Below are 17,774 nucleotides of genomic sequence, written 5' to 3' on the forward strand. Positions count from 1 at the left end.
TACACACGGCTCCTCCGTCAAGGCAGATCCGCCGGCACGACGCCGGGCGGTAGCGCGGCCGGCAGCCATGCCCGGCCCACGTAGCTGCGCATCTGTCCGCCCGAGTCGACCACCACGTCAGGCAGCGCGACGCGCAACGCATGCAGGCTGGCGCCGGCGCCGGCCAGCGCAGCCGCTTGCGCGCGATAAGACGTCTGGTACTGGCCGAGCAGGCGGTTGAGATCGGGCATCGTCGGGCCCTGCCACGTGTACGCGAAGATCAGACCGTCGCGGGTCGCGTACTCGCGGATCGCCGTGCCGCCTTCGTCGGTCCACCCGCGGATGCGAATGCCGGCATCGGCGAGCGTGTTGTTCGCAATGGCTTCGCTGCCCGCGTCCGGCGTCGCGGTCTGCATGCCGCCGAGCTGCGCGCAGGCCGGCCACGCGGTCAGCGCGAACATCGCGCCCGCGACGAGTCCGACGGTCGCGCGCATCATGCTTCGATTTATCGCGAAATTCATTGCCAAGGGCTCCTGAGTTTTTTGAGATCGCCGGTTCAAAGTAGCACCTGCGTGGTCCGTCCCATCAACCGTGGGCTGGAGCGGGCGATTTCGATCTCAAAAATAAGGGCTTCGTGAGCCGGAAATTTCCAGGCAAAACAATGGACTTATCTCGAATTTGACGGTTCGCTCGAATTGCGTGGAAAACATTGCAGAGTGTTAAATTGCGGTCGCCAGACAGCGCGATCCGCCGGCAAATCGACAAGCACGGCGGATGCGCTTCCACGCGGGCGGATGTCGCGCATGACCTCGCGCGGCGTTGCGCGACGTTCCGCGCAACGGCGGTTTTGCATCGAATGCGGGTCGGGTGGGAGTCGAGTCCGGGCCGGGCGCAAATCGGGTTCGGGTCGGGCAAATCCCGGTTTTTGCCATCAGGGTCGCCGGACCGGTAAAATAGCGGGTTGATCCACGGATACGCCGTGGCGTAGCGGAAGGATTCTCCGAACATGACTGATCTTCGTTTCACCACGCGGTTTGCAGCATTGCTGATGGCAGGCGGACTGGTGGCCGGTTGCGGCACGTCGTCGCCGACCAAAATCGATTACAAAAGCGACCAGAAATCGAAGGAAGTGTCGCTCGCCGTTCCGCCGAACATGATCGACGAGACCGCCGATCAGCGTTCGCTGCCGCCGCAGGGCGGCCAGACGTCCTTTTCCACGCTGCAGCAGGTGCAAAGCTCGGCGCCGCCGGAAACCGCGGTTGTGCCGCAGGTCACCGGCATGCATATCCAGCGCGACGGCACCGAAAGCTGGCTCGTCGTCGACAGCGAAGCGCCGGATCAGGTCTGGGCGCAGGTGCGCCGCTTCTGGCAGGAACAGGGCTTTCTGCTGGTCGTTGACGACCGTAAAAGAAGCGTGATGGAAACCGACTGGAACGAAACCCATCCGGCCATCAACGACGGTTTGATCCGCAACACGCTGTCGAAGGCGATGGGCAACTCGTATGTGACGGCCGAGCGCAACAAGTACCGCACGCGTCTCGAGCCGGCGCCGAACGGCGGCACGTATGTGTTCGTGAGTCAGAAGGGGCTGAGCGAGCAGTTGTCCGGCGCGAACAACGATTCGAGCACGTGGGTTCCGAAGCCGAACGATCCGGCGCTCGAGGCCGAGTATCTGAAGCGGCTGATGGCGTCGCTCGTGCAGGCGCAGGCACGTCAGCAGGCGTCCGGCACGACCGGTGGCGGCGAGCTGCAGAACGTCGCGCTGTCGCCGGCCGGTGCGCAAACGGCGCCTAACGCGGCTGCGGGCAGCACGGCGGCGGGTCCGGCTGGCGCGAACGCCGCGGCTGCGGCGACGGCCGCGCAAAACGTCTCGCTTGCCGCGCAGACGCCGCCGGCATCGAAGGCGACCGACAGCAGCGCGGGCGCGTCAGCGCAATTTTCGTCGACCGAACTGACGCTCGGCGAACCGTACGACCGCGCATGGCTGCGCGTCGGCCTTGCGCTCGATCGCAGCAACTTCACGGTCGACGATCGCGACCGTACGCGCGGCCTGTACTTCGTGCGCTATGTCGATCCGAAGGACATGACGTCAGCCGAACAGGGCTTCTGGAGCCAGATTTTCCACGGCCGCAAGGAGAAGGTCGCGAAGCAGTATCGCGTGAACGTGCGCGCGATTACGCCGAACCAGACGCGCGTCGCGGTGATCGACGACAAGGGCACGATCGATTCGTCGCCGCAGGCGAAGCAGATCATGTCGCTGATGGTCGATCAGCTGCAGTAACGGCTGGGAGTGACGGCCGCGAGCAGCGGCCGCCATGCACGGTCCAGGCCGTGAAAGTGCAAATGCCGCAGGACGGAAACGTCCTGCGGCATTTTTCATGTGCAGCGCGGTTTGTCCGGCCGCGGGCGGTGCCGGGCGTATTCGGATGCGCCCGATCCGATCTGCCTCAGGACTTATCCACTGCCGCCGCCGCGCCGCTGCGCGTGCCGACGCCTGGAATCCGCTTGACGACGCCGGTCGCGAGCGCCGTGCCGACGAGAATCACCGCGCAGCCCGCGAGCATACCGGCCGACACGCGTTCGCCGAGAAACAGCGCGCCCCACAGGATGCCGAATACCGGAATCACGAACGTCACCGTGATCGCGCGGGCCGGACCGGCGACCGCGATCAGGTGGAAAAACAGCATGTACGCAATGCCGGTGCAGCCGACGCCGAGGCACAGCACCGCGCTCCACGCGTGCAGCGAAATCGGCGCGGCGGGCCATTGCGCGATCGCGAACGGCAGCAGCACGACGGTCGCGCCGATCATGGTGCCGGTCGCGACCGTCAACGCATCGACGCCCATCAGGTGGCGCTTCGTATAGCTGGCCGCGATGCCGTACAGTAGCGTCGCGCCGAGCGCCGCGGCGGCGGCGAGCGCGGTGGTGGCCGGCGTTGCGCTCGCACCGTTGGCGGCCGGCGCAACGATCTGATCCCAGACCAGCATCAGCACGCCGGCAAAACCGATCGCGAGGCCGATGCTGCGCAGCGCGCTCAAGCGGTCCTTCAGCCAGATGAACGCGACGACCGCGCCCCACAGCGGCGTGGTCGCGTTGATCACCGATGTCACTCCGGCCGACAACGTGAGCTCGGCGTACGCGAACAGGCAGAAGGGCGCCGCCGAATTCAGCACGCCGACCACCGCGAGCGGCCACGCTTGCCGCCGCAGCGTGCCGGCCGACGCGCGCAGCGGACGCCGCACAATCAGGACCACGATCAGAAACAGCGCGCCGATGCCGACGCGCAATGCCATCAGCGGCGTGACGCCGAAGTCGGCTACGCCGATGCGGATAAACAGGAACGACGCGCCCCATAGGGCGGCGAGAATCAGTAGTTGAACGATATTGATCGGAGTCATTGGTGGGACGTCACGCGCAGTTGAGTCAGGACGTGCAGGCATCGTATCACCGGCAATCGGGCGAACAGTTCACGCTGGAATGAAATAGCAAGAAACGGGAAACCGGATGCGTGCGTCCCGGCAGTGCCGGCGTGCGATGTAAAAACGGGCGGCGCCTGAAAAAGGCGCCGCCCGTTTTTCAACGCAAGGCCGCCACGCAAGCGCCGCGCGCGAGGCGCGGCGCAGCGCTTATCGAATGCTCAATGCGGAATCATCCCTTGCAGGTAGTTCTGCTGCAGCCACACCAGAATACCGAGCAGGATGGTGAGGAAAATCGAGTGCTTGAAGGTCTTCGCGAACACGACGCCTTCCTTGCCCTTGAGCTCGGTTGTCGCGACACCGGTCGAGATGTTTTGCGGCGAGATCATCTTGCCCATCACCCCGCCCGACGAGTTGGTCGCGGCCATCAGCACCGGGTGCAGATTCAGCTGATTCGCGGCGACCACCTGCAGATTGCCGAACAGCGCGTTGCCGGACGTATCGCTGCCGGACAGGAACACCGCGACCCAGCCGAGGAACGCCGACACCAGCGGGAAGAACGCGCCGACCGATGCGACACCGAGGCCGAGCGTGTAGTTCAGGCCCGAGTAGTTCATCAGATAGGCGAGGCCGACGATCGTCGCGACCGTGAAGATCGCGATGCGCGTTTGCACCCAGGTATCGATCACCGCGCGGCCGAACTCGGACGGCTTCAGGCCGACCACGAACGACGTGATGATGGCGGCGACGAGAATCGCGGTGCCGGTCGCGAGCGGCTGGAAGTCCCAGATCGCGCCATACGGCTGGTTATAGAGCGTGATGTAGACCGCCTTGTCGAGGCCCGGCCACGGCACCTTCACGTCGCCGATCAGGAAGATCTTCGCGACGGTCCAGATAATCACGACCGCCGACACGATCAGCCACGGATACCAGCCCTGAATGCCGCTGATTTCGCTGCGCACTTCGTTCGCGCGGTCGATGTTGATCGCGAACTCAGGGTCCGGCGCCGGACGCCAGACGCGCAGGAAGAGAATCGTCACGACCAGCGACACGAGCGACGACAGCACGTCGGTCAGGCTGTAGTTGATGTAGTTCGACGTGACGAACTGCGTGAGCGCGAAGCTGCCGCCCGACACGAACAGCACCGGCCAGATGCTCAGCATCTTGCGGAAGCCCGAGTACACGGTGAGCACGTAGAACGGCAGCAGGAACGCGAAGAACGGCAGTTGCCGGCCGACCATCTTGCCGAGCGTATCGGCGGGCAGGTGCGTGACCGCGCCGAGCACCGTGATCGGCACGCCGAGTGCGCCGAATGCAACCGGCGCGGTGTTGAAGATCAGCGTGAAGGTCAGCGCTTCGAGCGTCGGGAAGCCCATCATGATGAGCAGCGAGCTCGTGATGGCGATCGGCGTGCCGAAGCCCGAGATGCCTTCGAGCAGCGCGCCGAACGAGAAGCCGACCACGACGAGCACGATGCGCCGGTCATTGGGCAGGTGATCGATCATCCACATGCGGAAGGCGGCGAAGCGGCCCGAGCGCACCGAGATGTTGTACAGCAGGATCGCGGTGACCACGATCCACATCACCGGCCAGACCGCGAATACCGCGCCCGCGACGACCGAGTTGATCGCAAGTCCGACGGGGAACTGCCACGCGAAGATGGCGACGAGCAGGCCGACGATCAGCCCGGCGAGCGATGCCTGCCAGGCGGGACGGCGCGCCCAGCCGAGCAGTATCAGCACGACGATGATCGGAAGGACGGCGACGAGGAACGAGGGGAACAGCGAGTTACCGATAGGCGTCAACAACTGGTGAAACATCACGTCTCCTTCTTTGTTATTCGAATCGCCATGGTTCTGCGCCTTACCGCGCGTGACATGGCAAGCCGAGTGGGAGCAGTACGGATGACGATGGCGCCGCGCAAGCGCGGCTCACCCCGGGTTATTAAGCAGGCGTAGCAGTGGCACACGCAAGGATAGAGCGCGTACCGTTTCAGTCAATAGGGAAACTACCTTGAAACGCGAATCGCTGTTCGCGAACCCGCTGAAAAGAGGTCGACGCGCGGGTGGGTCTCTATTTTATGTAATGAAACTGAATGGTTGGCGGGGCTGCAAGCGCGAGCGGCGTCGCGCTGCCGGGTCAATGATGATGGTAGCCGCCGTGTCCGCCGAAACCGAAGTGCAATGACACGGACGGTCCCCACCAGCCGGGATAGCCGTAACCATAACCGTAGCCGTAGTACGGTGGATAGTACGCGGGGTACGCCGGATAGTAAGCAGGCGCGACCACGACCGGCGGCGGTGCGTAACCCGCGACGGGCGCCTGTGCTTGTGCCTGCGATTGCGCGGAGGGCGGCGGGCCGGCGCCATCGTCGTTCGCATTTGGACCCTCGTCTTCGGGTCCGGGGCCGCCAGGCCCAGACGGATGGGTTTGCTCGAGCGCCGGGTCGCGCTGCGTCGCGCCAGACGGCGCGGCGCCCGGGTAAGCCGGGTAGGCCGGATAAGGGGCCGCGCCATAGTAGCCGTACGGATACGGCCCAACGTAATAACAGCCGGACAGCGCAAGCACCGCAGCAGCGACGCTCACGCGTGCCGCCATCGGAAACGGATTCATGACGTGCTCCTGATACATGATCGCGCGCCAAGCCTGGCGTGCTCAACAGTGATGTTTATGCGGCGAGCTTACGTCAGTCGCGTCACGCCCGGGTTACCGTCTATTTCACTGCGTTGCAATCGCCGACGCGCGAGCAGAGCGAGCCTGGCCTCGCGGTCGACCCGGCTGAAAATAGAGCAGGTGGAATGCGAAAGAAGAGACACTGGCGCCGACAGAACGCCGGCACACCGCGAGCAGAAACAGCAGCGTGGCGACGGCGGTTACACAGTCACCGCCGCCACACCACACGTTTTATGCGTTCATCACGCGAACTGACACGCCACTCATCGCACCACGACGCACGGCCGACATATTCGCGTGATCGTCACACCATCACTTGCCGACTTCGTGACCGATGATGCCGCCGGCGGCCGCGCCGCCCACCGTCGACAGCGCATTGCCGCCCACCGCCGCACCCGCCGCGCCGCCCAGACCCGCACCGATCGCGGTGTCGCGCGTATCACGCGACATGCCGCCGCACGCCGACAGACCTGCGACGATCAAGGCAATCGCAGCACCCATACCGATTCGCTTGCATGCGTTCATGATCCCACTCCCTTGTTCTTGACGGGCGAGCCGCGAATCGTCGCGACTCTTCAACCCTTGCAATCGATGGTATCGCCGCACGCGGTTTCGATTTGTGTGAGGTTGTCAGCGAAATGTCGGTTCGGTAATCAAATGTTTCGCCGCGGTCCGAATCTTGCATCGACTTCGGTAAGCACGGCACGCCACACGCAAAAAGGCCCGCGCATTCGATGAATGGCGGGCCTTGTCGCGCCGCGCTGATGCAAAGATTGCGTCAGCGCGCGCGTCGGCGGTGCTTTTTACTGCTCGGTGCCGCGCGTCACTGCCGCTGATAAATCTCCGCGCCGCTCTTCACGAATTCGACCGCTTTCACTTCCATGCCTTTGCGCAGCGCTTCGTCGGCGGTTACGCCCTGTTGCGCGGCGAATTCGCGCACGTCCTGGGTGATTTTCATCGAGCAGAAGTGCGGGCCGCACATCGAGCAGAAGTGCGCGACTTTCGCGGAATCCTTCGGCAGCGTTTCGTCATGGAATTCGCGCGCCTTGTCCGGATCGAGACCGAGGTTGAACTGGTCTTCCCAGCGGAACTCGAAGCGCGCCTTCGACAGCGCGTTGTCGCGCACCTGCGCGCCCGGATGACCCTTCGCGAGGTCGGCCGCGTGCGCCGCGAGCTTGTACGTGATGATGCCTTCCTTCACGTCGTCCTTGTTCGGCAAGCCGAGGTGTTCCTTCGGCGTTACATAGCAGAGCATCGCGGTGCCGAACCAGCCGATCATCGCGGCGCCGATGCCCGACGTGATGTGGTCGTAGCCCGGTGCGATATCCGTGGTGAGCGGTCCGAGCGTGTAGAACGGCGCTTCGTCGCACCATTCCAGCTGCAGGTCCATGTTCTCCTTGATCAGTTGCATCGGCACATGGCCCGGGCCTTCGATCATCACCTGCACGTCGTGCTTCCACGCGATCTGCGTCAGTTCGCCGAGCGTCTTCAGTTCGCCGAGTTGCGCTTCGTCGTTGGCGTCGTAGATCGAGCCGGGGCGCAGGCCGTCGCCGAGCGAGAAGCTCACGTCATACGCCTTCATGATTTCGCAGATGTCTTCGAAATGCTCGTACAGGAAGCTTTCGCGATGATGCGCGAGACACCACTTCGCCATGATCGAGCCGCCGCGCGACACGATGCCGGTCATGCGATTCGCGGTCAGCGGCACGTATTGCAGACGCACGCCCGCGTGAATCGTGAAGTAATCGACGCCTTGCTCGGCCTGTTCGATGAGCGTGTCGCGGAAGATTTCCCAGGTCAGGTCTTCGGCCTTGCCGTTCACCTTTTCGAGCGCCTGATAGATCGGCACCGTGCCGATCGGCACCGGGCTGTTGCGAATGATCCATTCACGCGTTTCATGAATGTGCTTGCCGGTGGACAGGTCCATCACGGTGTCGCCGCCCCAGCGGATCGCCCACGTCATCTTGTCGACTTCCTCGCCGATCGACGACGTGACCGCCGAATTGCCGATATTCGCGTTGATCTTCACGAGGAAGTTGCGGCCGATGATCATCGGCTCGGATTCCGGGTGATTGATGTTCGCCGGAATGATCGCGCGGCCGCGCGCGACTTCCTCGCGCACGAATTCGGGCGTGATTTCCTTTAGCGCATTCGCGCCGAACGCGGCGGCGCCGAAGGCCTGGCCCGGATGCTGGCGGCCCATCATCTCGGCGAGCTTCACGCCGTTCGGCCCGCTCGTGCGCAGGCTTTCGAGGTATTCGGCGCGCCGCTGGTTCTCGCGAATCGCGATGTACTCCATTTCGGGCGTGACGATGCCCTGGCGCGCGTAGTGCATTTGCGTGACGTTCGCGCCGGCGACGGCGCGGCGCGGCGTGCGATGCAGGCCGGGAAAGCGCAGTTGCGCGGTGGCCGCATCGGCCGCGCGCTCGCGGCCGTACTCGCTCGACAGGCCGGAGAGCGCCGCCGTGTCGCCGCGCGCTTCGATCCAGCGCTGGCGCAGCGCGGGCAGACCCTCGCGGATATCGATCCGCGCGTCGGGGTCGGTGTACGGGCCGGACGTGTCGTACACGTAGATCGGCGGATTCTTTTCGCCGCCGAAGCCGGTCGGCGTGTCGGCTTGCGTGATTTCACGCATCGGCACGCGAATATCGGGCTGCGACCCGGTGATGTAAACCTTGCGCGAATTCGGCAGCGGCGCGACGGCGGCTGCATCGACATGCGCATTGGCGGAAATGAACTTCGGGTTGGCGTTCACGTGGCTCTCCTGTGGCGGACCGCTTCTGGTTGAGCTACACGGGAGACGAGAGGAAGTGGGACGGGTTCGCGGGAGGCTTGCAGTTGAAAGAAGCGGCGAAACCCGAACGCTTCCCTGCGCTGGCATTATCCAGATCAGGTTCAAAGGGTATTTCTCACCCACGTTACGCGATATTGGCGACCGACCCGGGCTGAGCAAGCCTTCGGATTGACGGACAACGATGCGTAATGCAGGACCCCCGCGTTAGCAGGGGACAAGATACCCTGGCTCAGTGGTGCTTGGCAACCGGTGCATCGCGCAAAGGGTTGCCGGACCTATACCTATTCATGGGTGCGCACACCCGGGTCCGCCCACTAACATTGACAGCAACGTCGAAGATATCGCCGTTCGCGCCGGTATGACGCCGCGTGCCTGCCGACGATCCCTCGGGCCCGCGGCGCCGCGGGCGCCGATGCACATCTGTGCGCCTTTTCCTTTCGAAAAAAAATATGAGCGTGGCTGTCATATCGGCGGCGGCGCGTCGACAAACGTGCAGATCTGAAGAACGGAGCCTGCGATGCGCGCTTTCGGGAAGCTTGTTACCGGCACGCATTTCGTCTGCCCACCGGCGCGCGCGCCGGCGGCTGTAAGCAGATTGAACGAAAAGACCGGCCGCGCGCCGCATCACGGCGACGACCGGCGTTACGCACACGAAGCACAACGTAAGAGGAACGGATGATGGCTACCCCTCACGCCGATGTACCGCACACGCCGGCGCACATGCAGGCAGCCCCGCCGCCGGCGGCCGGCTCGCGCCAGGTTCACCCGCTGTGGGTGCGCATCGGGCACTGGCTCAATGCGCTTGCCGCGATCGTGATGATGCTGTCCGGCTGGCGCATCTACGACGCGTCGCCGGTCTTTCACGGTTTCGTGATTCCGCCGAACCTGACGCTCGGCGGCTGGCTCGGCGGCGCGCTGCAATGGCATTTCGCGGCGATGTGGCTGCTGGTGTTCAACGGCATCGTCTATCTCGGGTTGAACCTGGCAAGCGGCCGCCTGATTCGCAAATTCATGCCGCTGTCGCCGCGCGCGATACTGCGCGACTTCGTGGCCGCGCTGACCGGCAAGCTGTCGCACGCGGATCTGAGCCACTACAACGCGGTGCAGAAGTTCGCGTATCTGTTTGTGATCGCCGACCTGATCGTGCTCGTGCTGTCCGGCCTCGCTATCTGGAAATCGGTGCAGTTTCCGCTGCTGCGCGAACTGATGGGCGGTTACGACAACGCACGCATCGTGCACTTCTGCGCGATGTCGCTGATGGCGGCGTTTATCGTCGTGCACCTCGCGATGGTCGCGCTCGTGCCGCGTTCGCTGCTCGCGATGCTGCGTGGACGATAAGGAGCGCGCGATGAACGATAGAGACAACACCATCATCACGCGCAAGCCGCGGCAAGCACTCGACCGCGGCTCGATCCTGCAGGATGCGCAGCGCGAACTGGCGATGCCGGCGCGGCGCCTGTTCGGCAAGCAGCTGCTGACGCTCGGCGGCCTGTCGCTGCTGACCGGCTGTTCGCTGACCGACGAGAAATCGGTCAACCAGTTTCTGGTCGCGGTGTCGCGATTGAACGACCGCGCGCAAGCGTTCCTGTTCGATCCGCACCAGCTCGCGCCGACCTATACGGAAGCGCAGATCACACGGCCGTTTCCGTTCAATGCGTACTACGGCGTCGATGAAGTGCCGCATGTCGACGCGGCCGCTTACCGGCTGCAGGTGAGCGGCCTCGTGACCGGCAAGCGCACGTGGACGCTGCCCGAACTTTACACGCTGCCGCACGCGGAGCAGATCACGCGGCATATCTGCGTCGAAGGCTGGAGTGCGGTCGGCCGCTGGGGCGGCACGCCGTTCGGCGATTTCCTGAAGCGCGTCGGCGCGGATACGAGCGCGAAGTATGTCGGCTTCAAATGCGCGGACGACTACTACGAAAGCATCGACATGCCGACCGCGCTGCATGCGCAGACGCTGCTCACGTTCGACTACGACGGCGAGCGTTTGCCCGCGAAGTACGGGTTCCCGATGAAGCTGCGCATGCCGACCAAGCTCGGCTACAAGAACCCGAAGCACATCGTCGAAATTTTCGTCACGAATACGTATCCCGGCGGCTACTGGAGCGACCAGGGATACAACTGGTTCGGAGGCTCCTGATGCGCATCAACGTTGGTATAGGGGCGCGCAACAGGAGCATCGGAAAGCACCCGGCATCGCCGGTTCAAACAGGCAGGACACACACGGAGTCAACCATGAAGAAGCTCGCAATGATCGCGGCAGCCGCCGCATTCCTCACCACCGGTACGGCCGCGTTCGCACAGGCAAGCGGCGCGATGTCGAACGATGCGATGTCGCATGGGGCGATGTCGCACGACAACATGTCGCACGACACCTCGAAGATGGGTTCGGACGACAAGATGAAGCACGACAAGATGAAGAAGGGCGACGACGCGATGGGTATGAGCCACGAGGCGTCGGGCGCGATGAGCCACTGAGCGATCGGGTCTGCGACGCGGGCGGCGCTGCGGCGCCGCCCGCTCATACGAGCCGCGACAGGCCGCCGGGTGCGGCCGGCGGCTCGCGCGAAGCCGGGCACGCATGCGTGCGCCGGCTTCTGTTTTTTCCGGCGTGCGTTCATATGGCGCCCGCGCGGCGCGAACGTCCGGTTGCGATCGCGTCGCCGGATTTTCGTCGGCGAGCTTGACGGTTACTGCATAATTGCGGGGCGCCGCGTGCGCCATCGGGTTTGAAGCCGCACGCATGCGGCCTGTGCGCCGTCTGTGCGCTACGCGCGAACTGCGCGCGGCGTGTCTGCGATCGGCGCGCATTCGCATGCGCCGGAACGTTTCCGCCTGCCGTCCTGTTGCTCTGCCTGTTCTACCGCCATGTGTTTCAGTCCAGTCCGCCATGCCGCCGCCGCACCCATTCGCGCGGTGTCTTTTACCGTGTTGCCGTCCGATGGTGATGATCCATCCGGCGCATCGACCGGCCGCGGCAGGTGCGGTCGATGCGGCTGAATCTTCCCGCGCGCTTCCCGTTCCGTTTGCCGGAATCGACCGGCGGCCGCATCGCACTCGCGCTCGCCGTCGTGTATCTCGTTTGGGGCTCGACGTATCTGTGCGTGCATGTCGCGCTCGGTTCGTTTCCGCCGCTGTTGATGTCCGGCCTGCGCAACTTGTTTGCCGGCATCGGCCTGTTCGTCTTCGCGGTGCGCCGGCGCCCGCCGTGGCCGGGCATCGGGCAGGTGCGCAATGCGGCGCTCGTCGGCACGATGCTGGTCGGCCTGTCGAGCGGCATGCTCGCGTACGGGATGCGCACGGTCGGCACCGGCACCGCGGCGGTGATGGTCGCGACCGTGCCGCTGTTCGCCACCGTGATCGCCGCGCTCGCCGGGCGCCGCGTCGCGCGCGGCGAATGGTTTGCGGTCGGCCTCGGCCTTGCCGGCATCATGATCCTCAGCCACGGCGACACCACGCCGGGCTCGGCCGGCGGCAGCCTCGCGATCCTGTGCGGCGCATTGTTCTGGGCCGGCGGCGCGCATCTGGCCGGGCGCCTGTCGCTGCCGTCCGATCTGTTTCTGTCGACCGCATTGCAGATCGGCCTCGGCGGCGCGATTTCGAGTGTCGTCGCGTGGGCATCCGGTGAACGGATGCTCGAGTTGCACGTGCTGCCGGTCGTCGCGTTTCTCTATCTGATGCTGATCGGCACGATGGCCGCATACGTCGCGTACGGGTATCTGATCCGCCACACGAGTCCGATCGTCGCGAGCAGTTGCATGTATGTGAATCCGCTCGTCGCGGTCGCGCTCGGTGCGCTGCTGCTGGCCGAACCGGTCACGCAATCGACGGTGATCGCGACGGTGGTCATTCTGTCGAGCGTCGGCCTGTCGTTCTGGTTCGACTACCGGCGGCGCGCGCGAGCGTGACCGGCGCGAATCCCGGTGCGATCCCGTTCGATCGATGCCGATCCGGTAACCGCTGCACGACGCCGTGTAATGCCGGCCTGTCGCGAGCGGCGCGCGTTTGTCGCGCTGCTTTGCAGCAACCTGCGTTGATGAAGTGTTCTAACCATCTGCAGACCTATATCTGACGGGTCACCTTTGAGCTTCGCATTGCGTTGTGCTTTCGTGCGGCACACGGTTTGCTGAATGCGGTCGTCCAAACAATGCGGCACGGCGATCGAAGCACAGTCCTTCGACGCGGACCGCAACTCCAGGGACAGGAAGGCGTGCCGCCGTTTGGAGGGTGCGCTGCGCAACCGGTCACAACCGGACGCGCAGCGGCGCCCGCGGCAAGCCGCATATCAATGGGTGCAGGCATGCCCGCTATCAGAGAGGTGGCACATGAAGCTCATCCGTACCATTGCGACGCTGTTTGCTACGGCGTCCTTAGTCGCGGCATGCGGCGGGGGAACCCACGATGTCGGCAAGGAACTCGGCCTGACCAATCCGGTGATGCACTTCGTGCACGCGATTCCGGGTGGTCCGACGGTCGATTTCCTCGTCAACGGCGCGGCGCTGCAGACCGGTATCAGCTACAAGCAGGTGACGAACTTCGCGAACGTCAATACCGGTCAGACGGTGGTCGGCTATGCGCCGACCGGCAGCACGACGGCGCTGGCGAGCGGCACGTTCTCCGACGTCGCGAACGGTCACGAGTACACGGTGATTGCCGTGCCGGGCTTGACCGCGCCTGACATCGGCCTGATCGACGATCCGTTCGACAAGGGCCTGCTGTCGAATAGCGCGCGCGTGCGGGCGTTCAACGCGTCGGTGAACGCGCCGAACGTCGACCTGTATCTGGTTGCGCAGGGCACCGACGTGAACACGGTGGGACCGACGTTATCCGGCGTGTCGTTCAAGAATGCGGTGCCGCCATCCGGACAGGATTCGGTCTACGTGAACGGCGGCACGTATGTGCTGATCGCGACGACGGCGGGCACCAAGACGGTCATTTTCCAGTCCGGCACATTCTCGCTGTCGAACAACGCGGACTGGCTCGTGACGACGGTGCCGATTGCCGGCACGCTGAGCCAGCTGCTGCCGAACCAGATCCATCTGCTGGTCGCGCAGGGCGGCAACACGTCGCAACCGGCGCTCGAATTGACCAACGCGCTGAACGGACAATAACGACGTCGCATCAGGGAGGTGCGGTATCGACGGCCCGCTATCGCGGGCCGTTTTTTCTGCCCCGCCGCATCGGGTCCATTCGACGCATGCGCGAATCTCGCGCGCTGCGCCGGTCGCGTCGATTGGGTCGATCGAGTCGATCGAGTCGATCGAGTTGATCGGCCCAATCGAACCAGTCGCGCGCACCGCGCCGCGCGGCGCGCTCGCCAGAACAAAAAAACGCCGCGACAGTGCGCGGCGTATGAACTGCATCGGGCTTCGGACTATTGACGATGCGCAATGGAGATAACGCCCATCGCATCGCCCGGGCGAAGCATGGCAACGGAACGGCTACTTGGCCTGCTCCGCCGTGTTGCTGATAGCCTGACCGCCCTTCGAAATATCCTGGCCGGCTCCGGACACGGTGTTGCATGCGGAAAGCGTGGCCGTGCCTGCGGCCACGAGCAGAAGCAGAGCGATGAGTCGAGTCATGAGTCTTCCCCTTAACAAGGATGCACGATGGATTCGCGAGCCCTCAGGCACATCGCGTATCGTTCGACCCGGCTGGCTGCACCAGCCGATCCGGTCTGATTTCATGATAGGGAGCCGCGCCCGCTGGCGCTGTCGGCGGCGCAGCGATTTTGTTGTCGGCGCAGTCCTACGCGCGCGACGCGTTGCCTGCGGGCAAGTCGGGCGGGGCGGGATGATCGGCCGTATTGTCGACGGCGGGCGCGGAGACTGCTGGGGTAACCGTGGCACTCGCCGAAGCGCTTGTATTGGTGGAATGTGCGCCGGGATTCCCGGCGAGTTGCGCGGCGAGTTTGCCAGGTGAGCCAGGTGAGCCGGATAAGCCTGGTGAGCCTGGTGAGCCGGCCGAGTCAGACGCCCGGGCATCTGGCTCATCATGTCCGGCCGATGTCACCGGCGCCGGCATCACCACCTGAATATCGGTGCCGTGCCGGGCGCCGCGGCGGATCTCGAAGCGGCCGCCATGCGCGGCGACGCGCTGGCGCATGCCGAGCAGCCCGTGCGTATGCGTGCGCGTGAGGTCGGCGGGCATGATGCCGATGCCGTTGTCCGCGATATGCAGCGTTACCTCGCCATCGCCCATCGCAAGGCCGATCGTGACCTGCGACGCGCGTGCGTACTTCGCCGCATTGTTCAGCGATTCCTGCGCGACGCGAAAGAGCGCGATCTCGGTCTGCTCATTGAGCGCGAGCTCGTCGTCGGGCAGGTGCAGCTCGAGCGTCCAGCTGTTGCGCTGCGCCGCCTCGTCGGCGAGCGTGCGCAGCGCGGTGACGAGCCCGAAATTCGCGAGCACGGTCGGCCGCATGTCTTCGATGATTCGCCGTTTCAGCGCGATACCCTGGTCGAGATTCGCGAGCGCGCGCTGCAGCTTCTCGACGATCGCCGGGTCCGCATCTTTCAGCTTGCGGTTCGCCCATGCGACATCCATCTTGCTGGCCGTGAGGATCGCGCCGAGTTCGTCATGCAGTTCGCGGGCAAGCTGCGTCTTTTCGTTTTCGCTGACCGCCTGCAGGTGCCAGCCGAGCGCTTCGAGCTGCCGCGTGCGTTCGTTGACGAGCTGGTCGAGCTCTTCCTGCTGGGTGATCAACTGGCGCTGCACGCGCGCCTGGCTATCGATCTGAATGCCGAGATTGCGGAACAGCAGGATGAACAACACGATATTGAGCGCCGACAGGCCGGCGGCGTAAAGCGTCGAGAGCCGCTGGTCGGCGCGGCTCGCGTCGAGCGCATGCTGCGCGCGGCGTTCTTCGTTGTCGCGCAATAGCGCGAGCATGCTGCCGACAACTGCAGTGGCATTGCCCGCCGCGTCCGTGTTCGTGAGATCCGCGTTCGCGGCGGGCTGCGTGGGCCGCGCGGGCAGATCAGATTGCACGGCCCGGCCGGCCGGCGCGGCCTGCTCGTTGTTCGGCGGTGCGGCCGGCGCGCTCGCCTCGCAAGCGGCGAGATCCAGCGGCCGCGGCGCCGCGCGTTGCAGCGCGGCGGCGCCGGCATCGATGCGCGCCTCGAGCAGCGCGACCACCTGCGCGAAGCTCGCCCGCTCGGTGCTATCCGCGCCTTCGCCGGCACGGCTGAACCAGCCGCTCAACGCTTGCGCGCTGTGGCGGATTCGCGCGGCGCTGCCGCAAAACGCGCGGGCGCTCGCGTCCTGCCTCGCCAGAAGGTACGCGCTCTGATGCGCGTTCAATTGCGCGAACTGACCGCCGAGTTCGCTCAATTGCGCGGCCGCGCCGCGCGCGTCGAGCGCCGTTTCGTATTCGGCGGCGATCCGCTGCCGCGCGCTTTCGAGCAGCACGAGACCGCCGACCGTAATCACGATCGCGACGGTCATCGCAATCGCCCAGCTGCGCTCGCGCATCCAGCCGCGCGTCCAGCGCTCGAGCCGCGCGAGCGCTCGCACGCGGCCGTCAACGCCGGCGTCGCCGCCGTCGGTGCGAGGATCGATCCCAACCGGGTTGCCGTTTTCGTTGCCGCGCACACATGCTCCCGTCTGATGAGCGCCGCGCGCTCGACTCGAGCGCCGGCCTCGCAAGTGTAGCTGTCCGCGCGCGCTTTGCGGACGGCCGCGCATGCGCCGCGGCCGCGCTGTAAGCCGATGTCAGCGGATTCTCACACGAAAACCGGAGCGCGCCCGAATGCGGGCCCGTTCCGTGCTCTCTACGATGACAGTGTCAACCGAAATAACCAGGGAGGGTCCCATCATGCTCAAGTGGGCACTGTTGTTTGCCATCGTGGCCGTGATCGCCGGCTTGCTCGGCTTTACCGGCGTCGCGGCAGGTGCGGCGGCGATCGCCAAGATCCTGTTCATCGTATTCGTGATCCTGTGCGTCGTGTTTCTCGTGCTCGGCTTTGTCGTGACGAAGAAGATCGTCGACTAGCGGTCGGGAGACACTCGCGGACAACAACAATCCATCGTTCAAAAAAGGAGCGTTGCCATGCTGCATTACGCACTCGTGTTCTTCGTGATCGCAATCATTGCCGCGGTATTCGGTTTTACCGGCATTGCGGCCGGCGCCGCCGAAATCGCGAAGATCCTGTTCTACATCTTTCTGGTGGTGTTCGTCGTCACGCTGCTGCTGGGCGTGTTCCGAACGTAGCGGCGGCAGCTTTTCCTATGCGCGGCGGGCAGACGGCACAGTCCTCCGCGGTCCCCACTCATCGCATAAGGAGCAGTTAAATGTCGAAGTCATCTGATGCACAGGGCGCGGCGAAAGGCCCATTTGTGATGGACCTCGAAAAGATTCGCGCGCAGGCGCGTAAAGATATGGAGGAAGGCCCGGTCACGCAGAGCTACAACGCCGATCGCGAAACGGTTCTCAAGCTGCTGAACGGCGCGCTGGCGACGGAAATCGTCTGCACGCTGCGTTACAAGCGCCACTATTTCATGGCGAAGGGCATCAACTCGGAATCCGTGGCGCAGGAGTTTCTCGCGCATGCGAATGAGGAACAGGGGCATGCTGACCAGCTTGCCACGCGTATCGTGCAACTGGGCGGCGAGCCGGATCTGTCGCCGGACAGCCTGGTCGCGCGTTCGCATTCGGAATACAAGGTGGGCAAGGATCTGACCGATATGATTCGCGAAAACCTCGTCGCCGAGCGCATCGCCATCGATACCTATCGCGAGATCATTCACTATCTCGGCGATGCGGATACGACGACCCGGCGCATTTTCGAGGAGATTCTCGCGGTCGAGGAGGAGCACGCGGACGATATGGCGGATCTGCTCGCGCGGCGCTGAGCGCCGCGGCCCGCGCCGCGGCGCGGCCGTCACGGCAGTGCGCCGGCGCGGCAAAG

The 17,774-nt window shown here is 64.7% G+C and carries 17 protein-coding genes and 1 riboswitch; of the genes, 9 read left to right on the top strand and 8 right to left on the bottom strand.

Translation table 11 applies throughout. From position 1 onward, the window contains the following. Positions 1-17: 17 nt before the first annotated feature. Entirely contained in the window at positions 18-476 is a 459-nt protein-coding gene (locus HV675_RS25165) for a DUF2844 domain-containing protein (protein ID WP_175114184.1), read from the bottom strand. Positions 477-985: 509 nt separating this feature from the next. On the opposite strand from HV675_RS25165, the gene bamC reads away from it, so the two are divergent. Then, positions 986-2,260, top strand: coding sequence for an outer membrane protein assembly factor BamC (gene bamC, locus HV675_RS25170; protein ID WP_175114168.1), 1,275 nt, complete (start codon positions 986-988; stop codon positions 2,258-2,260). Positions 2,261-2,426: 166 nt separating this feature from the next. Here the strand turns inward: bamC and HV675_RS25175 are convergent, their stop codons facing one another. From HV675_RS25175 to thiC, 5 genes are all read right to left on the bottom strand, one after another. After that, positions 2,427-3,419, bottom strand: a complete 993-nt coding sequence (locus HV675_RS25175; protein WP_377700659.1) for a DMT family transporter — start codon at positions 3,417-3,419, stop codon at positions 2,427-2,429. A 197-nt stretch (positions 3,420-3,616) separates the two neighbouring features. Continuing rightward, positions 3,617-5,215, bottom strand: coding sequence for an L-lactate permease (locus HV675_RS25180; protein ID WP_175114170.1), 1,599 nt, complete (start codon positions 5,213-5,215; stop codon positions 3,617-3,619). A gap of 319 nt (positions 5,216-5,534) precedes the next feature. Beyond that, the gene (locus tag HV675_RS25185) at positions 5,535-6,008 is read right to left on the bottom strand and encodes a hypothetical protein (protein ID WP_175114171.1); all 474 of its coding nucleotides are present in this window, start codon (positions 6,006-6,008) and stop codon (positions 5,535-5,537) included. Between the two features lie 372 nt (positions 6,009-6,380). After that, complete coding sequence (locus tag HV675_RS25190) at positions 6,381-6,593, bottom strand: glycine zipper 2TM domain-containing protein (RefSeq protein WP_175114172.1); 213 nt, start codon at positions 6,591-6,593, stop codon at positions 6,381-6,383. A gap of 298 nt (positions 6,594-6,891) precedes the next feature. Next, positions 6,892-8,823, bottom strand: coding sequence for a phosphomethylpyrimidine synthase ThiC (gene thiC / locus HV675_RS25195; protein WP_175114173.1), 1,932 nt, complete (start codon positions 8,821-8,823; stop codon positions 6,892-6,894). A 93-nt stretch (positions 8,824-8,916) separates the two neighbouring features. Further along, positions 8,917-9,073, bottom strand: a riboswitch (TPP riboswitch). Between the two features lie 467 nt (positions 9,074-9,540). Between thiC and HV675_RS25200 the strand changes: the two genes are divergently transcribed. From HV675_RS25200 to HV675_RS25220, 5 genes are all read left to right on the top strand, one after another. Beyond that, positions 9,541-10,200: a cytochrome b/b6 domain-containing protein gene (locus HV675_RS25200; protein WP_377700660.1), complete on the top strand. Its 660-nt coding sequence runs from the start codon at positions 9,541-9,543 to the stop codon at positions 10,198-10,200. 10 nt (positions 10,201-10,210) lie between these two features. Beyond that, entirely contained in the window at positions 10,211-11,005 is a 795-nt protein-coding gene (locus HV675_RS25205) for a molybdopterin-dependent oxidoreductase (RefSeq protein ID WP_175114174.1), read from the top strand. A gap of 95 nt (positions 11,006-11,100) precedes the next feature. Then, the gene (locus tag HV675_RS25210; RefSeq protein ID WP_175114175.1) at positions 11,101-11,343 is read left to right on the top strand and encodes a pentapeptide MXKDX repeat protein; all 243 of its coding nucleotides are present in this window, start codon (positions 11,101-11,103) and stop codon (positions 11,341-11,343) included. 512 nt (positions 11,344-11,855) lie between these two features. After that, the gene (locus tag HV675_RS25215) at positions 11,856-12,773 is read left to right on the top strand and encodes an EamA family transporter (RefSeq protein WP_175114176.1); all 918 of its coding nucleotides are present in this window, start codon (positions 11,856-11,858) and stop codon (positions 12,771-12,773) included. Between the two features lie 417 nt (positions 12,774-13,190). Beyond that, a complete protein-coding gene (locus tag HV675_RS25220) occupies positions 13,191-13,976 on the top strand; it encodes a DUF4397 domain-containing protein (protein WP_175114177.1) in 786 nt (261 codons plus the stop codon). A gap of 330 nt (positions 13,977-14,306) precedes the next feature. On the opposite strand, the gene HV675_RS25225 is transcribed toward HV675_RS25220, so the two are convergent. Beyond that, positions 14,307-14,447, bottom strand: coding sequence for an entericidin A/B family lipoprotein (locus HV675_RS25225; protein ID WP_175114178.1), 141 nt, complete (start codon positions 14,445-14,447; stop codon positions 14,307-14,309). A 166-nt stretch (positions 14,448-14,613) separates the two neighbouring features. Next, positions 14,614-16,338 (bottom strand): ATP-binding protein, encoded by a 1,725-nt coding sequence (locus HV675_RS25230; RefSeq protein WP_246270527.1) that lies wholly within the window; start codon positions 16,336-16,338, stop codon positions 14,614-14,616. 343 nt (positions 16,339-16,681) lie between these two features. Between HV675_RS25230 and HV675_RS25235 the strand changes: the two genes are divergently transcribed. The 3 genes from HV675_RS25235 to HV675_RS25245 all read left to right on the top strand — a co-directional run bounded on the left by HV675_RS25235 (position 16,682) and on the right by HV675_RS25245 (position 17,718). Continuing rightward, positions 16,682-16,858, top strand: a complete 177-nt coding sequence (locus HV675_RS25235; RefSeq protein WP_175114179.1) for a DUF1328 domain-containing protein — start codon at positions 16,682-16,684, stop codon at positions 16,856-16,858. Positions 16,859-16,915: 57 nt separating this feature from the next. Then, a complete protein-coding gene (locus HV675_RS25240) occupies positions 16,916-17,077 on the top strand; it encodes a DUF1328 domain-containing protein (protein WP_012400904.1) in 162 nt (53 codons plus the stop codon). A gap of 80 nt (positions 17,078-17,157) precedes the next feature. Next, complete coding sequence (locus HV675_RS25245) at positions 17,158-17,718, top strand: ferritin-like domain-containing protein (protein ID WP_175114180.1); 561 nt, start codon at positions 17,158-17,160, stop codon at positions 17,716-17,718. Positions 17,719-17,774: the final 56 nt, after the last annotated feature.

This window comes from Paraburkholderia solisilvae, from assembly GCF_902859875.1.
GTDB lineage: Bacteria > Pseudomonadota > Gammaproteobacteria > Burkholderiales > Burkholderiaceae > Paraburkholderia > Paraburkholderia solisilvae.

What these genes read in the sequence shown, in the direction of transcription:
- HV675_RS25165 (WP_175114184.1), bottom strand. Translation starts at nt 476, where the DNA reads ATGATGCGCGCGACCGTCGGACTCGTCGCGGGCGCGATGTTCGCGCTG.
- bamC (WP_175114168.1), top strand. Translation starts at nt 986, where the DNA reads ATGACTGATCTTCGTTTCACCACGCGGTTTGCAGCATTGCTGATGGCA.
- HV675_RS25175 (WP_377700659.1), bottom strand. Translation starts at nt 3,419, where the DNA reads ATGCCTGCACGTCCTGACTCAACTGCGCGTGACGTCCCACCAATGACT.
- HV675_RS25180 (WP_175114170.1), bottom strand. Translation starts at nt 5,215, where the DNA reads ATGTTTCACCAGTTGTTGACGCCTATCGGTAACTCGCTGTTCCCCTCG.
- HV675_RS25185 (WP_175114171.1), bottom strand. Translation starts at nt 6,008, where the DNA reads ATGAATCCGTTTCCGATGGCGGCACGCGTGAGCGTCGCTGCTGCGGTG.
- HV675_RS25190 (WP_175114172.1), bottom strand. Translation starts at nt 6,593, where the DNA reads ATGAACGCATGCAAGCGAATCGGTATGGGTGCTGCGATTGCCTTGATC.
- HV675_RS25200 (WP_377700660.1), top strand. Translation starts at nt 9,541, where the DNA reads ATGGCTACCCCTCACGCCGATGTACCGCACACGCCGGCGCACATGCAG.
- HV675_RS25205 (WP_175114174.1), top strand. Translation starts at nt 10,211, where the DNA reads ATGAACGATAGAGACAACACCATCATCACGCGCAAGCCGCGGCAAGCA.
- HV675_RS25210 (WP_175114175.1), top strand. Translation starts at nt 11,101, where the DNA reads ATGAAGAAGCTCGCAATGATCGCGGCAGCCGCCGCATTCCTCACCACC.
- HV675_RS25215 (WP_175114176.1), top strand. Translation starts at nt 11,856, where the DNA reads ATGCGGCTGAATCTTCCCGCGCGCTTCCCGTTCCGTTTGCCGGAATCG.
- HV675_RS25220 (WP_175114177.1), top strand. Translation starts at nt 13,191, where the DNA reads ATGAAGCTCATCCGTACCATTGCGACGCTGTTTGCTACGGCGTCCTTA.
- HV675_RS25225 (WP_175114178.1), bottom strand. Translation starts at nt 14,447, where the DNA reads ATGACTCGACTCATCGCTCTGCTTCTGCTCGTGGCCGCAGGCACGGCC.
- HV675_RS25230 (WP_246270527.1), bottom strand. Translation starts at nt 16,338, where the DNA reads ATGCGCGAGCGCAGCTGGGCGATTGCGATGACCGTCGCGATCGTGATT.
- HV675_RS25235 (WP_175114179.1), top strand. Translation starts at nt 16,682, where the DNA reads ATGCTCAAGTGGGCACTGTTGTTTGCCATCGTGGCCGTGATCGCCGGC.
- HV675_RS25240 (WP_012400904.1), top strand. Translation starts at nt 16,916, where the DNA reads ATGCTGCATTACGCACTCGTGTTCTTCGTGATCGCAATCATTGCCGCG.
- HV675_RS25245 (WP_175114180.1), top strand. Translation starts at nt 17,158, where the DNA reads ATGTCGAAGTCATCTGATGCACAGGGCGCGGCGAAAGGCCCATTTGTG.